This window comes from Geobacter psychrophilus (assembly GCF_056821595.1).
The window spans coordinates 3,952,269-3,966,525 of sequence record NZ_JBXDTU010000004.1 but is presented as its reverse complement, the minus strand read 5'-3'; the positions used below and the strand labels follow the sequence as shown (position 1 = coordinate 3,966,525).

The 14,257-nt window shown below is 54.1% G+C and carries 13 protein-coding genes; 6 read left to right on the top strand and 7 right to left on the bottom strand.

The window, feature by feature from the left end:
• Positions 1 to 26 precede the first annotated feature (26 nt).
• From ACOCF6_RS21030 to rpsT, 6 genes are all read left to right on the top strand, one after another.
• Entirely contained in the window at positions 27 to 698 is a 672-nt protein-coding gene (locus tag ACOCF6_RS21030; protein ID WP_482462280.1) for a TRAP transporter small permease, read from the top strand.
• Complete coding sequence (locus tag ACOCF6_RS21025) at positions 695 to 2,074, top strand: TRAP transporter large permease (protein WP_482462279.1); 1,380 nt, start codon at positions 695 to 697, stop codon at positions 2,072 to 2,074. Before ACOCF6_RS21030 ends, ACOCF6_RS21025 begins: the two co-directional genes overlap by 4 nt.
• A gap of 101 nt (positions 2,075 to 2,175) precedes the next feature.
• Entirely contained in the window at positions 2,176 to 3,324 is a 1,149-nt protein-coding gene (locus ACOCF6_RS21020; RefSeq protein ID WP_482462278.1) for a Na+/H+ antiporter NhaA, read from the top strand.
• A gap of 177 nt (positions 3,325 to 3,501) precedes the next feature.
• Positions 3,502 to 4,551, top strand: a complete 1,050-nt coding sequence (gene purM / locus ACOCF6_RS21015) for a phosphoribosylformylglycinamidine cyclo-ligase (RefSeq protein ID WP_482462277.1) — start codon at positions 3,502 to 3,504, stop codon at positions 4,549 to 4,551.
• Positions 4,551 to 5,174, top strand: a complete 624-nt coding sequence (purN, locus tag ACOCF6_RS21010) for a phosphoribosylglycinamide formyltransferase (protein WP_482462276.1) — start codon at positions 4,551 to 4,553, stop codon at positions 5,172 to 5,174. Before purM ends, purN begins: the two co-directional genes overlap by 1 nt.
• 88 nt (positions 5,175 to 5,262) lie before the next feature.
• On the top strand, positions 5,263 to 5,526 hold the full coding sequence (rpsT, locus tag ACOCF6_RS21005) for a 30S ribosomal protein S20 (protein ID WP_482462275.1): 264 nt from the start codon (positions 5,263 to 5,265) through the stop codon (positions 5,524 to 5,526).
• A gap of 76 nt (positions 5,527 to 5,602) precedes the next feature.
• On the opposite strand, the gene holA is transcribed toward rpsT, so the two are convergent.
• The 7 genes from holA to ACOCF6_RS20970 form a co-directional block, all read right to left on the bottom strand.
• Positions 5,603 to 6,595 (bottom strand): DNA polymerase III subunit delta, encoded by a 993-nt coding sequence (gene holA / locus ACOCF6_RS21000; RefSeq protein WP_482462274.1) that lies wholly within the window; start codon positions 6,593 to 6,595, stop codon positions 5,603 to 5,605.
• Complete coding sequence (gene lptE, locus ACOCF6_RS20995; RefSeq protein ID WP_482462273.1) at positions 6,596 to 7,147, bottom strand: LPS assembly lipoprotein LptE; 552 nt, start codon at positions 7,145 to 7,147, stop codon at positions 6,596 to 6,598.
• A 6-nt stretch (positions 7,148 to 7,153) separates the two neighbouring features.
• Positions 7,154 to 9,625, bottom strand: a complete 2,472-nt coding sequence (gene leuS / locus ACOCF6_RS20990; protein WP_482462272.1) for a leucine--tRNA ligase — start codon at positions 9,623 to 9,625, stop codon at positions 7,154 to 7,156.
• A gap of 72 nt (positions 9,626 to 9,697) precedes the next feature.
• Positions 9,698 to 10,759, bottom strand: a complete 1,062-nt coding sequence (locus tag ACOCF6_RS20985) for a protein-glutamate methylesterase/protein-glutamine glutaminase (protein WP_482462271.1) — start codon at positions 10,757 to 10,759, stop codon at positions 9,698 to 9,700.
• Positions 10,756 to 11,631, bottom strand: coding sequence for a CheR family methyltransferase (locus ACOCF6_RS20980; RefSeq protein ID WP_482462270.1), 876 nt, complete (start codon positions 11,629 to 11,631; stop codon positions 10,756 to 10,758). The genes ACOCF6_RS20985 and ACOCF6_RS20980 overlap by 4 nt, the downstream gene beginning before the upstream one ends.
• Complete coding sequence (locus tag ACOCF6_RS20975; protein WP_482462269.1) at positions 11,628 to 13,634, bottom strand: HEAT repeat domain-containing protein; 2,007 nt, start codon at positions 13,632 to 13,634, stop codon at positions 11,628 to 11,630. The genes ACOCF6_RS20980 and ACOCF6_RS20975 overlap by 4 nt, the downstream gene beginning before the upstream one ends.
• A gap of 158 nt (positions 13,635 to 13,792) precedes the next feature.
• Complete coding sequence (locus ACOCF6_RS20970) at positions 13,793 to 14,257, bottom strand: chemotaxis protein CheW (protein ID WP_482462268.1); 465 nt, start codon at positions 14,255 to 14,257, stop codon at positions 13,793 to 13,795.

Sequence of the window (14,257 nt, the reverse complement as noted above, 5' to 3'; positions counted from 1 at the left end):
CAATAACGGGACCAGGAGCTGACACCATGATGAAATATCTCAACCATCTTGAGGAAGTCATAATCACCTTTCTCATCGGCGCGGCGACGATTGTAATCTTTGTTGCCGTTGCCCATCGCTACCTGTCCGGCGTGCCGATTCCGGGTGTCCAGGATTGGCTGCTGACCATCAACATGAGCTGGTCCCAGGAACTCTGCATCTATATGTTCGTCTGGATGGCCAAGTTCGGCGCGGCCTATGGTGTCCGAACCGGCATCCATGTCGGTGTCGATGTCATTGTCAACCGACTTCCGGATACCTGGCGGGTCAAGTGCGTCCTGATCGGTATCGCCGGCGGCGCGCTCTTCACCAGCCTGATCGGCACACTGGGGGCGCGCTTCGTCTGGGAAAACGGCATGCATTATGCCGTCTACAACAAATTGGGGATTGCCCTCGGGGATCTGTACGAGGGACCGATCACGCCGGATCTGGAGTGGCCGACCTGGGTCATTTACGCTGCTGTTCCGCTCGGTTCCTATCTGATGTGTTTCCGCTTCCTGCAGGTTGGGTGGGGCTTTTTCCGCACCGGTGAGCTGCCGCATCACGATCATGCCGCTGTTGACGGACTCGACGAAGTTGTCGTCGATGCGACTGAAGTGCTTGAGGAATATGAAGAGCACAGATTTGATAAAGCAGGAAAAGATGGAGGTGCCAAATGAGTACTGCGGTCGCTGGATGGGAACAGTTTTCCAAACAAAAGGCAACAAAATGGCTGCTCTGTATTGCTGGTGCCCTTGGAGCGATTGCCATGCTCGGCAGTACCGGGGTCGTGTTTGCCATTCTGCTGTTGCTGATGCTGACCGGCATGCCGATCTCGATCGCCCTGGGTCTTACCGTGCTCTCGTTCCTCTTCTTTTTTACCAATATCCCCACAGAAGCGGTGGCGATGAAGCTGTTTACCGGCATCGAAAAGTTCGAGATCATGGCGATCCCGTTCTTCATCCTGGCCGGCAACTTTCTGACCCATGGCGGCGTCGCCAAACGGATGATCAACTTTGCCACCTCTATGGTCGGGCACCTGTATGGCGGACTGGCGTTGTCCGGTGTCATCGCCTGCGCCCTGTTCGCTGCAGTGTCCGGGTCAAGCCCGGCAACCGTTGTGGCCATCGGCTCGATCCTGCTGCCGGCCATGGTGAAGGCCGGCTTCCCCAAACGTTTCGGGGCCGGTGTTATCACCACCTCCGGGTCGCTCGGCATTCTGATCCCCCCCTCGATCCCGATGGTCATTTACTGTGTCGCCACCAACTCCTCGGTCGGCGGCTTGTTCATGGGCGGGGTGGTACCGGGTCTGATGCTGGCAACGCTGCTGGGTCTCGTTTCCTGGTGGATTGCCCGCAAGAATGATTATCCCCGTATGCCGAAGGCAACCTGGGCCCAACGCGGCAAGGCTTTCCGCGAGAGCGTCTGGGGCCTATTGCTGATCGTAATCGTCCTGGGCGGTATCTACAGCGGCATGTTCACCCCGACCGAAGCGGCGGCCATGAGTGCGGTGTATGCATTTTTCGTAGCGGTATTCGTCTATAGAGACATTACCTTTGCAAAAATACCGAAAGTTCTGCTCGATTCAGCCAGCATGTCCGCCATGCTGCTGTATATCATCACCAACGCGGTCCTGTTCTCTTTCCTGATGACCCACGAGCAGATTCCCCAACTCATGGCGGACTGGATACTGGGGCATAACTTGGGCGTGGTCGCCTTCCTGCTGGTGACTAACGTTCTGCTGCTGCTGGCCGGCAACGTCATGGAGCCATCTTCCATCATCCTGATCCTGGCGCCGATCCTCTTCCCGGTGGCTATGAAGCTCGGCATCGACCCGATCCATTTCGGCGTACTGATTACGGTCAACATGGAGGTCGGCATGTGCCACCCGCCGGTGGGACTGAACCTGTACGTTGCCAGCGGCATTACCAAGATGGGTATTTCCGAACTCTCGGTGGCGGTCATGCCTTGGCTGATTGCCATGATCGGGTTCATGCTGCTGATCACCTATGTTCCGATCATTTCCCTCTGGCTGCCCCGTCTGCTGGGGTACTGATCAAGCTGAACATTCTGAAGGCACTGGAAAAGGCGCTAGGATAAGCGCCTTTTCTATTGTACAAAGTAACACCACTGTTTAGCGGTAAGGAGTCAAACAAAATGAGACAACGCCTGAATTTTCTGCGCGAGTTTTCCCTACCACTCCTGGCAGGAGTGGTGGTTGCAGTTGTCTGGGCTAACCTGAATCCCTCCGGATATCAAACCTTCAACACAACACCTTTTCTGGGAGGACTTTCTTTCCACTTCGTATCCAACGAACTGTTCATGGTGCTTTTTTTCGGCATAGCAGCGGTTGAAATCACCCAGAGCTGCCTGCCGGGTGGGGATCTGAATCCGATCTCAAAGGCCATCAACCCGCTCATGGGCACTCTTGGCGGGGTACTCGGCCCGATCGCGGTATACCTGTGTCTGAATACCCTAATCGGCGCTCCCGAGCTGCGCAGCGGTTGGGGAATCCCCACCGCCACCGACATTGCCCTGGCCTGGCTGGCAGCTCGAATGACGTTCGGAGCTTCCCATCCGGCCGTATCCTACCTGTTGCTGCTGGCGGTGGCCGATGATGCCATAGGTCTCATGATAATCGCCATATTCTACCCCAACCCGACCATGCCCACAGAACCGGTCTGGCTCATGCTGACCGTCTTGGGAATGGCAATCGCCTGGTTGTTGCGTCGTTTTAACGTCAGAAGCTATTGGCCCTATCTGCTGGTTGGCGGTTCGCTTAGCTGGGTCGGCCTGCACCACGCCCACCTTCATCCAGCCCTGGCGCTGGTGTTTATCATACCGTTCCTCCCGCATGCAAAAAAAGAGCACAAACATCTTTTCGAAGAGGATCCAGGCGACCGATCACCTCTTTCGCGCTTCGAACATGAATGGAAGGTTTTTGTCGATTTCGGGTTATTCATGTTCAGCCTGTCCAATGCCGGTGTACAGTTTTCCAGCATGGGAACCGTCACAGCCCTGGTGCTGACTTCACTGCTGATCGGCAAAACCGCAGGGATCTTCTCATTCGGTTTTCTGGCAACCAAGCTCGGGTTCGGTCTTCCCCGTGGCATGAAATTACGTGACCTGCTGACAGCCGGTCTCATCGCTGGCACCGGCTTTACCGTGGCCCTTTTTGTCGCCGGTGAGGCCTTCACCGACCCGATCATTCGTGGCGCTGCAAAAATGGGTGCCATGTTCAGCCTGATCGCTGCTGTTTTCGGACTCGTCGTTGGGAAGATGCTCGGTGTTGTGAAAAAAACGTAAATCAAAACAAAGCGAATATCGGCATCTTGCCTCTATCAAACGCTACAGGCAGTTTCGCTTGCTACGAACTAATCCTGACATCACCAGCCATCTCAGACAATGTTCAATTTCCCAGATTGAAATTGACTTTTCCCGGCCCATGCTCTAAAAATATCTTTTTGATTGAGGAGGCAGAGCGTGAGTGATCAAAGAGTTACTTATAAGGACGCCGGGGTCGATATCGCGGCCGGCAACAGTTTTGTCAGCATGATCAAACCGCTGGTGAAATCAACATTCCGGCCGGAGGTCATGGCAGAAATCGGGGGATTTGGCGGCCTGTTTTCCCTGAACGCCAGCAAGTACAAGAATCCTGTCCTTGTTTCCGGCACCGACGGCGTTGGCACGAAGCTCAAGATCGCGTTTATGGCCGACCGTCACGACACGGTCGGCATCGACCTGGTCGCCATGTGCGTTAATGACATCATCGTCCAGGGTGCCGAACCGCTCTTTTTCCTGGATTACCTGGCAACCGGAAAACTACTGCCTGAGAAAGCGGCCCTGATTGTCAAGGGCATCGCTGAAGGGTGCCGTCAGGCCGGCTGTGCCTTGATCGGCGGCGAGACCGCTGAAATGCCCGGCTTTTACGCCGAAGGCGAGTATGATGTAGCCGGCTTTACGGTCGGTGTCGTTGACCGGGAAAATATTATCGACGGTTCAACCATCGCGGTCGGCAACCGGCTGATCGGCATCGCCTCCAGCGGTCTCCACAGCAACGGCTACTCGCTGGCACGCAAGCTGATCTTTGAGTGCCTGGGACTCTCCATAGACTCACCATTTCCCGGAACCGGCCGCACCGTTGCCGAGGAACTGCTTACCCCGACCCGCATCTATGTCCGCTCCGTGCTGAACCTGCTGAAGGATTTCCGCATCAACGGCATCGCCCATATCACCGGCGGAGGCCTGCTGGAGAACGTACCCCGCATCCTGCCCCACGGCTGCCAGGCAACCATCAACCTTGATGGTTGGGAGCGGCCGGCCCTGTTTGATGTCCTGCGCGATGCCGGCAATGTGGCCCGCGACGAGATGTACAAAACCTTTAACATGGGCATCGGCATGGTGCTGGTTGTGGCGGAAAACGAAGCAGAGGATATTATCGACCGCCTGCATGGTATGGATGAGCAGGCCTGGAGCATCGGCAGGATTGAGGCCTGTCCCGAAGGCTCTGAATGCGTACAGTTGGTGGAGTAATGAGTACCGGATCACAACCATGCCTGCTGGCTGTCCTAGTTTCGGGGAATGGCTCCAATCTCCAGTCGATCATAGACAGCATTGACAGCGGTAAGCTGAACGCCCGCATCGCCTGCGTCATCAGTAACAATCCCGCGGCCTATGCCTTGACCCGGGCTGAATCCCACGGGATTCCCTGTGTTGTTCATGAAAATTGCGGCTTCAAGAGCCGCAAAGAGTATGACACCGCCCTGGTGGAAATCCTGCGAGGGTATGGGGTTCAGCTGGTCGTGCTGGCCGGGTACATGCGGATTCTTTCCGAAGCCATGGTCGCGGCCTTTCCCAACGCCATCATGAATATCCACCCCGCCCTGCTGCCCTCATTTCCCGGTCTGCATGCCCAGCAGCAGGCCCTTGATTACGGCGTAAGGTTTTCGGGGTGCACGGTACATTTTGTGGATTGCGGCACAGACACGGGACCGGTTATTATGCAGGCCGTTGTTCCTGTTGCGCAGGATGACACGAATGAAACCCTCTCGGCACGCATCCAGCAGGAAGAACATCGAATTTTTCCCGAAGCCATCAGACTGTTCGTTGAAGGGAAACTCGCCGTACACGGGCGACATGTGCTTATACAGGGATAATTTTGCTTGACACAAGCGCACCATCAATGGTAATAAATTCTCTTTAGCTTAATAAATTACGTATTCTACGCTTTCATGGAGGTGCAGTTTGGCACATCACAAATCGGCAATCAAAAGGATCAAACAGAATGCGAAGCGAAATGCGCGTAATCGCCACGCTTCGACAACGCTGAAAACATACATCAAAAGGGTTCGTGAAGCAGTTGCTGCCAAGGACAAAGTTGCTGCAACAGCAGCTTTGCAGGCCGCCATTCCTGTTATTGATGCCTCTGCTTCCAAAGGCATTATCCACAGCTCCAATGCATCACGCAACGTGTCCCGCCTGACCCTGCTGGTCAACACACTCGGCTAGACGCAGCATCATACGAACTAAAAAGGGGACTACCTGTTGGTATGTCCCCTTTTTTCGTATCGTTCACCAGTCAAAATCAGCTGCTGCAGATCCCCACCACCAACCCGTGCATCAGCGTATAGGGCTGTCCGCCGCCGGTCTTTGAAGCCAGGTCACAGCGATACAGCTCATCAAAAATGCCCCGCAATGTCCCCCTGCCGAAGTTTTTGGCCTGAGTGAGCATGTCATCCAGAAAATAGGGATTGATCCCGACTTCTTTGGCGATTTCAGCCTTGACCGCCTTGCGATCCAGCATCTCCCTGACCCTCCATAACTGCCGGAAATGACGCGAAAGGGCTCCGATCATCATGGGCATTTCCTCGCCATTCCTAAACAGCGTATCCAGGCTTTTCAAGGCATTCTGAAGGTCCTTGAGACACAGGTATTTTGCCAGTTCGAACACGGTAAAGGACTTGCTGCTGCTGGCAATCACCCGCACATCCTCCACCGAGATGCGAGGACGGCTGCCGGCAAAGATGACCAGTTTTTCGATCTGGGAGGACAGCTCCTGCAGGTTGTTTCCGATCAGAAATGAGAGCAGATCAGCTGCTGCCGGTTCGATCGGCTTGCCATGAACCAGGGACTCCCCCTGAATAAAAGAGGACAACTTGTTGTCATAGATACGCTTGAACTCAACCATTGTTCCATATTTTTTCAGTTCCAGAAAAAATTTTTTGCGCTGGTCGATCTTGGTTCCGGTGAAAATCAGACAGGTGCTTGTGGCGGGATTCTGAATATAGGGCAGCAAGGCCTCACAGGCTGCAGCAGTGAGGTTTTCAGCCCGTTTGACCAGAACGGCACGCCGCTCGGCAAACATGGGCAGGGTTTGGGCCGCATCGGCGATATCGACCCCTTTTGATTCATTGCCGTAAAAGACGTTGAAATTAAAATCCTTCAGCGCAGGGTCGATCGCACGCTCCAGCAGCGCACGGGTGGCCCGCTCAAGCAGGAAAGACTCCTCGCCATACAGATAACATACCGGAGGGATCGTACCTTTTTTTACAAGTATCTCGAATTCCTGGGGTGTCATTCAGTACGATTGCTCCACAGCTGTCAAAAATTTCTGGGCAAGAATTCGGGAAGCGGCAGCCAGGGCAGCTCCTTCGGCTGACCGCTGCTGTGCCAGATCGCTATTTGCCGGGTAATCCTGATAACTCTGGAGTACGCCTTTCCAAAATGGAGCGGTTTCTCCTTTGCGGAACAGCTCAAGCACCACCTCTATCGTCAGCCGGTACTCCTTGACCTGATCAAGGGCAGTATAGGAAACAGCCTGAGCGGTGTAGGAACGAAGAGCGCCGGTAATCCGAAGGTCCGCTGTTGCTTCATCGCCAGCAGGAAAAAGTCCGCGAAGCGCATGACCCTCTTCCAGCAGCGAGCGGCGCAGAACGGTCTGGGCCGACGGACTGTCACTTTCGATCGCGATAAACGACACCCACAGGGATTGGCCGGATGCCAGCCTGTTTGCGCCGGCACCGGAAAAGTGATAGCCGCAGGCTGTCAGCATCAGCAAGATTCCAAGCCCCACTATCGGCAGTACCTGCCTGCGTATGATCCCGCAACAACGAAAGAATCCGGTGGACATAAACAGTTACCCGACCACGATATTAACCAGCTTGCCCGGCACACAGATCACCTTGCGTACCTGCACATTTTCCAGAAACGGCTGTACCTTGTCATCTCCCAGGGCAAGAGTTTTCAGGTCATCCTCTGCCGTTCCGGCCGCTACCAAGAGTTTTGAACGCAACTTGCCATTGACCTGGACAACCACCAGTACCTCTTCATCGACCACCGCATTCCGGTCATATTCAGGCCAGGCTGCCGATGAAATGTGTTCGGTATGACCAAGTGACTGCCACAGCTCTTCCGCGATATGGGGCACAAACGGGGCCAGCAGGAGCACCATGCTTTCCAGGGCCTCCTTCATGACCGGACCGAACTGGGGAGTGTTTAATTCCGTTGACTGGAGTGTATTGAGCAGCTCCATGATCGCAGCGATAGCGGTATTGAAGTGAAAGCGCTCCTCAATATCCTCGGTTACCTTTCGAATGGCCTTGTGCACAGAGCGGCGCAGAACCCGTTCTTCGGCGCTGAGTGAGGCCGTTACAACACTTCCGGCACCTTTTACCAGCTCAAGCCGGTCATGAACGAGTTTCCAGACACGGTTGAGAAAACGGAAGGAACCATCCACCCCCTGGTCGCTCCAGTCCAGATCCTTTTCAGGAGGTGCAGCAAACAGCGAGAAGAGGCGAGCGGTGTCGGCCCCGTATTTCCTGATCAGGGCGTCCGGATCAACCACATTGCCCTTGGATTTGCTCATCTTGGCGCCATCCTTGATGACCATGCCCTGGGTCAACAGGTTGAGGAACGGCTCGTCACAGCTGATATAGCCCATGTCACGCAGTACCTTGGTAAAAAAGCGCGCATACAGCAGGTGCATGACCGCATGCTCGATGCCGCCGATATACTGGTCCACGGACATCCAGTAATCGACCTTGGAGCGGTCAAGGGGGGCGTCCGCTAATTCAGGACAACAGTAGCGCAGGAAATACCAGGATGACTGTACAAAGGTATCCATGGTGTCCGACTCGCGCCGTGCGGAAATCCCGCAGATGGGACAGGTTACATTGACAAATGATTCCAGCCTGGCCAAGGGGCTGCCGCCTTCACCGGTAAATTCCACGTCCACCGGCAGTGTTACCGGCAGATCCTGTTCGGGAACCGGCACCACGCCGCAGACGTCGCAATAGATGATCGGAATCGGGTTGCCCCAATAGCGTTGACGGGAAATGCCCCAATCGCGCAGCCGATAATTGACTGTCTTGGTGCCGATGCCCTCTCCTTGCAGATAATCGGCAATAGCCTCCTTTGCATCGTCGCTCTTCATGCCGTCAAACTGGCCCGAGTTAACCAGGATACCCGCCTCGGTATAGGCCTCGGTCATGGTGGCAGCATCCAGCACCGCGTTTTCAGGCGTGATGACGACCTGAAGCGGCAGGGAGTATTTCCTGGCAAATTCAAAGTCCCTCTGGTCATGGGTCGGGACAGCCATGACCGCACCGGTTCCGTAATCCATGAGAACAAAATTGGCCAGATAGACCGGCATGCGGATGCCGGTCAGGGGATTGATGCAGTAGGAGCCGGTAAAGACACCTTCCTTCTCCAGATCCTCTGCAGTGCTCTTGCTGCTGTCGGACTTGCGGTATTTATCCACAAAGGCCTCAACCGCGGCCTTGCAATCAGCGGTCGTCAGTTCCGCTACCAGGGGATGCTCGGGCGCCAGCGACATGAATGTGGCCCCGAAGAGCGTATCCTGGCGGGTCGTAAAGACCTTGACCACCCCTGCGCCTGACTCCAGCGGGAAGTTGATCTCGCAGCCGAAACTCTTGCCGATCCAGTTGCGCTGCATGACCAGCACCCGCTCCGGCCAGCCGGGCATCTTGTGAGTCCACTCCAGCAGCTCCTCGGCATAATCGGTAATGCGGAAAAACCACTGGTCCAGCTCTTTCTGCAGCACCTCTGAATCACAGCGCCAGCAGCCGCCATCCTCCACCTGCTCGTTGGCCAGCACGGTTTCGCACTTGGGGCACCAGTTGACAAACGATGTCTTTTTATAGGCCAGTCCGCGCTTGAACATCTCCAGGAATATTTTCTGTTCCCAACGGTAATAGCTGACATCACAGGTGGCAATTTCACGGTCCCAATCGTAGGAAAGCCCCAACTGCTTGAGCTGGCCGCGCATGTAGGCCATGTTTTCGTAGGTCCACTTGGCGGGGTGGGTCTTGTTCTGGATGGCCGCATTTTCGGCCGGCATGCCAAAGGCATCCCACCCCATGGGGTGCAGAACATTCAATCCGCGCATGCGCTTGAATCTGCCGACCACATCGCCGATGGAATAGTTTCGTACGTGTCCCATATGTATTTTGCCGGATGGATAGGGAAACATTTCCAGCAGGTAATATTTCTGTTGAGCGGCGTCTTCGACAGCCTGGAAGGTCTTTGAATCCTCCCAGGTTTTCTGCCATTTCGTCTCTATTTCACCGGGGGTATACTTTTGTTCCACAGCCTGTTCCTTTCTTCTTCACGTAGGTTTATATCCAGCATTTTTCAAGTAACAACTGTACGTACCGCCGTATCAGAGGAATTCGCCCCGGATCAGAATTTCACGGGACACCCGGTGCAGCGGAACAATCCTGTCCACAAAACCGGTCGCAACCGCCTCGCGGGGCATGCCGTATACTACCGAGGTTTCGTCGGATTCGGCAATTATGTAGCCGCCCTGTTCATGCACGGCACGCAAGCCCTTGGAGCCATCATTGCCCATGCCGGTAAGAATCACTGCAATCATGCGTTTGCGGTAAATTGCGGCACAGGATTCAAGCATGACATCCACTGACGGTACGTAGCGATCAGCCGCGGTTGGAGCAGCAAGACGGGCCAGTACCTGGCCGCCGCACACCTCGAAGGTCATGTTCATGCCTCCCGGGGCGATCAGGATCCGGCCGGGACTTACCAGGTCGCCATCCTCGGCCTCCTTCACGTCAAACGAGGAAGAGCGGTTCAGGCGATCGGAAAACGCCCGGGTAAAGCCGGCCGGCATATGTTGGGATACAACAATTGCAAACGGAAACGTATGCTCAAACGATGAAAAGATACTTTGCAGTGCCGGTGGACCGCCCGTCGAAGAACCGATGGCAACGATATCGATTGCAGCTGCATGATGATTATCTATGCGCAGGGGTGCCGCCGCTATGCTGATTTCCTGAGACGGCTGCTGGCCTAAGCGGCGGATTTCCCGCGGCTTGTGGTTCATTATCTGCAGAACTTTTTGCTGAAGATCGTCCCGTATCAACAGCAGATCAGTAGTGGCGCTACTGGATGGCTTGGCAACAAAATCCAGCGCCCCCAATTCCAGTGCCTTGAACACCTTGTCGGCGCCACTCAAGGCACTGATCACGATTACCGGTACCGAAAAACGGGACATCAGGATGCGCAGCAGGGTAAAGCCATCCATTTTCGGCATTTCCAGATCAAGAGTTATAAGATCGGGTTTCAGTGCGATTACTTTCTGGATACCCTCTTCACCGTTCGTGGCAAATCCCACCACTTCGATGCCTTTGATACCTTCCAGCATTTTTGTAATTGTGCGGCGACTGAAGGCCGAATCATCCACCACCACCACCCTGATCTTATTCATGGGTGTACTCCGTTAGTGCGTTCAGGCTTCTGGTAAATCATGTCATTCTTAAAGTGCCGCAGGGTGAACAACGTCGTAATATTCATCAGTGATTCCGAGTGTCCCAGCAATAGAAATCCACCTTCGCACAGGGAATTGAAATAGGATTCAACCACCCGTTTTTTTGCGGCAAGGTCAAAATAGATGATGACATTCCGGCAGAATATCAGGTCCATTTTGCCAAGCATTACCATGCGATTTGTATCAAAAAGATTCAGGTGGCTAATGGTGACAAGGTTCCTGATTTCATCGCACACCTTGAGCCCGTCTTCCTGCTCAACAAAGAATCGTCTGACGTACTCTTCATCGGTGGCACGAAACGACGACTTGCCATACACCGCCCGCCGGGCATGCTGGAGAACCCGCTGGCTGATGTCAGTACCGACGATTTCAATCTTCCAGCCACGCAGCTCCTTAATCCCATGCAGCAGCATCGCAATGGTATAGGCCTCTTCACCGGTAGAACACCCGGCACTCCAGATGCGCAGAGCGTGATTTCCTGAGGACAACCGGGCCTTGATCAGTTCGGGGATGATTTCATCGGTAAAGGCCTTGAGCTGGAAGGATTCCCTGAAAAAATAGGTTTCATTGGTCGTGAGGATATCCATGATATCCATCAGTTCCTGATCTTTCTTTCGATTGTATTTCAGGTAATGATAATAATCGCGAAATGAGGGCAGATTAAGGGTGGTCAAACGTTTTGCAAGGCGTTTTTCCAGAAGATACTTGGAGTCACTGTCGAAAAATATGCCGCAGTGACTGTACACGCAGTCCCTCAAGAGGTGGAATTCCTCGTCGGACATAATCTGTTCCGCATCTAAAGAAAAGGTCATGCCAGGCCCTTAAGAAGGTTCTGCATCTGTGTCCGGACGAGATCGTTTTCCTCATGTTCAAGGGCATGAGCCAATAATCCGCCGGCCTGCGGTGCGGGAAGCAGGGCTACCGCCTTGGCGCAGGATACACGTACATTCCAGTTGTGGTGGGCCAAAAGGCGCTCCGCGTGTGAGGTAATACGATCAAGCGACAGGCGGGCTATAATGGAAATGGCCAAGGTAACCACTTCTCCATCCGCATTATCGAGGGTTTGCTCAACCAGATTCAGTGCCTGATCCCCCCCCAGCTGTTCAAGCAACTCCAGACAGGTGATCATCAGTAAACCGTCGGCAGCAGGGAAAACCTTTTGAATCGCTGTATAGATTGCATCCGGGGAAATGCGGGCAATACTTTTTAATACAGCGCACTGCACCCAGGCATCTTCATCATTCAAGGCATGATTCAGTGCGGTTACAACCGTCTCGTCCCCAATCTCCCCCAACGCCTCAGCAGCTGCAATGCGAACATCGGGGTTTTCATCAACCAGGGCAATCAGCAGCGTTCCCGAAGCAGCCCTGATGCGGAGCTTACCGATCGAGGAAACCGCAGCCTCACGTACTAGAGCATCTTCGTCTTTTACAAGCAGTGAAAGACGGTCGCCATCGCCTAGGGCGGCAAACAGTATAGCCGCATTGCGTCGTTGTTCGGGTTGATCGGAATCACCAATCTGGCAGGCAACAGCATAAATACCACTGCGATCGATGAGTGCCAGGGCCTGGAGACAGGATACCACCGTGTTTCTAACATCCAGGTCCGTATCATCGAGCAATCGAACTATCCGTGGAATACAATCCGTCAATCCAAGCTTGCCTGCAGCAGATACAGCCGCTTTACGAACGGGTGCTGCCGGGTCGCTCAATGCTTCATGAATGATGTCACTGCCATTGCGGTAGGCACATTCACCGATCAGGGCACAGATAGCTGAACGTGAATCTTCATCAACGCTGCTATAGCGTGAGATCAGAGTATCAATACCATCCGGCCCGAGATGTTTTAGTGCCCTGATCGCTACCCGTGAGAGTCGCTCGTTGGCAAAGGCCTGAAGAAACAGATCAACACTCCGCTTGTCCCCGATTATATCGAGAATAACGACAAGAGCCTCTGCTAACGGGGTGTCACGGGGGTCAAATGAACTTAGCAGGGTCGGGACAAGATCTCCCCCTTTATACATCTGCAATGCAGTTTCAATGCCCTGTCGCGCCTCCGGTCCTGAGCGCAGGTAGACCCGAAAGAGGGCCAGCACCGCAGCATTCCGGCTGCTTTTCTGTCGGACCGACATCCCTTCCAGCAGCAGGGACACAGCCGATTCATCGGCAATACTGCCCAGACATTCGTAGACCGCTTTACGAAGTAACTCCCGATGTGCAAGTTGCCTGACTTCTTCCGGTACCGGAGCCGGAACTGCCAATTTGCCGATGGCTGCCAGTGCACTGAAGCGGAACAGATCCGAATCATTGATGACTATGGCGCGGATGAGATCCTGTACGACCCGGGCATCACCAAGATTGCCCAGGTGCTCTGCTGCTGCAGCAGCCACGTTCACATCGGCATCCTGAAGGGCGGACAACAGAGAGGGGATAAAAGCTGAAGCGCAGATGCTGCCCATCACATCAATCACAAATTTTCGCACATCCGGGTCTACATCGTGTACCAGCCTGATCAACGGTGCGGTTGAGCGTTCTCCCAGACGTGACACCGCCTCAGCGGCTGAATTTCGCAATCCGGCGTTATCCTCGCTGCGCAGCAGCTCCAGCAGTTCTTTAATCGCGCTTTCATCAGGGCCGGATGAGACAAAGACCTCTACCGCCTCCTTGCGGACGCGCCAGCTTTCGTCTCCCATAGAGCTGAAGAGCAATGTGCTGGTATGCTGCAGCGGCATTCCTCTCAGGTCTTGAATCGCCCTGCGGCGCACCTCTTCATCCTGTGATTGAAGGGCAGATTGAATATCCGCTAAACTTTTCACCTGACCACTCCCTACATCCTGATACACAGGATACGTTTGCTAACGGAATCATTTTCTGCCAGTCCGGTAAAACCGGGATACGTACGTCCATACAATCATTTCAAAAAAAACGATTATTACTGTGCTAAATAGAATCGGCTGAATCAATGACCTGCATATTATTGTACAGGGGCAAACTCCCGATACTCGGACGGGCCGAGCAGGGAATCGATATCAAGTATCATAAAGACACGATTGTCGGACAGACAGACCCCGAGCAGATGTTCCATCCCTATGCCTTCTGCGGTATCCAGCGGCGGTTTGATGTCTTTGGCCGGCACCGTAATGACTTCCATCACATTATCGACCGCCAGGGCGAGGATCTGTCGGGCAAGGGACACGATCAGAAGTTTTCCTGTTTTGCCTTCAGACACACCCGGCATACCAAAACGCTTGCGCATGTCCATGACCGGGATGACAGCTCCGCGCAGATTGATGACACCTTCAAGGATGCTTGATGCTCTGGGAAGGCTGGATAATTTTTGAGGCAGAATGATTTCCTTTATTCTCATGATATCAACAGCAAAAAGGTTGTCACCCAAATTAAAACATGCCAGCTGAATATCCTGGGTATCATTTTCCAT

What these genes read in the sequence shown, in the direction of transcription:
- ACOCF6_RS21020 (WP_482462278.1), top strand. Translation starts at nt 2,176, where the DNA reads ATGAGACAACGCCTGAATTTTCTGCGCGAGTTTTCCCTACCACTCCTG.
- ACOCF6_RS21025 (WP_482462279.1), top strand. Translation starts at nt 695, where the DNA reads ATGAGTACTGCGGTCGCTGGATGGGAACAGTTTTCCAAACAAAAGGCA.
- ACOCF6_RS21030 (WP_482462280.1), top strand. Translation starts at nt 27, where the DNA reads ATGATGAAATATCTCAACCATCTTGAGGAAGTCATAATCACCTTTCTC.
- ACOCF6_RS20985 (WP_482462271.1), bottom strand. Translation starts at nt 10,759, where the DNA reads ATGAATAAGATCAGGGTGGTGGTGGTGGATGATTCGGCCTTCAGTCGC.
- lptE (WP_482462273.1), bottom strand. Translation starts at nt 7,147, where the DNA reads ATGTCCACCGGATTCTTTCGTTGTTGCGGGATCATACGCAGGCAGGTA.
- purN (WP_482462276.1), top strand. Translation starts at nt 4,551, where the DNA reads ATGAGTACCGGATCACAACCATGCCTGCTGGCTGTCCTAGTTTCGGGG.
- ACOCF6_RS20970 (WP_482462268.1), bottom strand. Translation starts at nt 14,257, where the DNA reads ATGGAAAATGATACCCAGGATATTCAGCTGGCATGTTTTAATTTGGGT.
- holA (WP_482462274.1), bottom strand. Translation starts at nt 6,595, where the DNA reads ATGACACCCCAGGAATTCGAGATACTTGTAAAAAAAGGTACGATCCCT.
- ACOCF6_RS20980 (WP_482462270.1), bottom strand. Translation starts at nt 11,631, where the DNA reads ATGACCTTTTCTTTAGATGCGGAACAGATTATGTCCGACGAGGAATTC.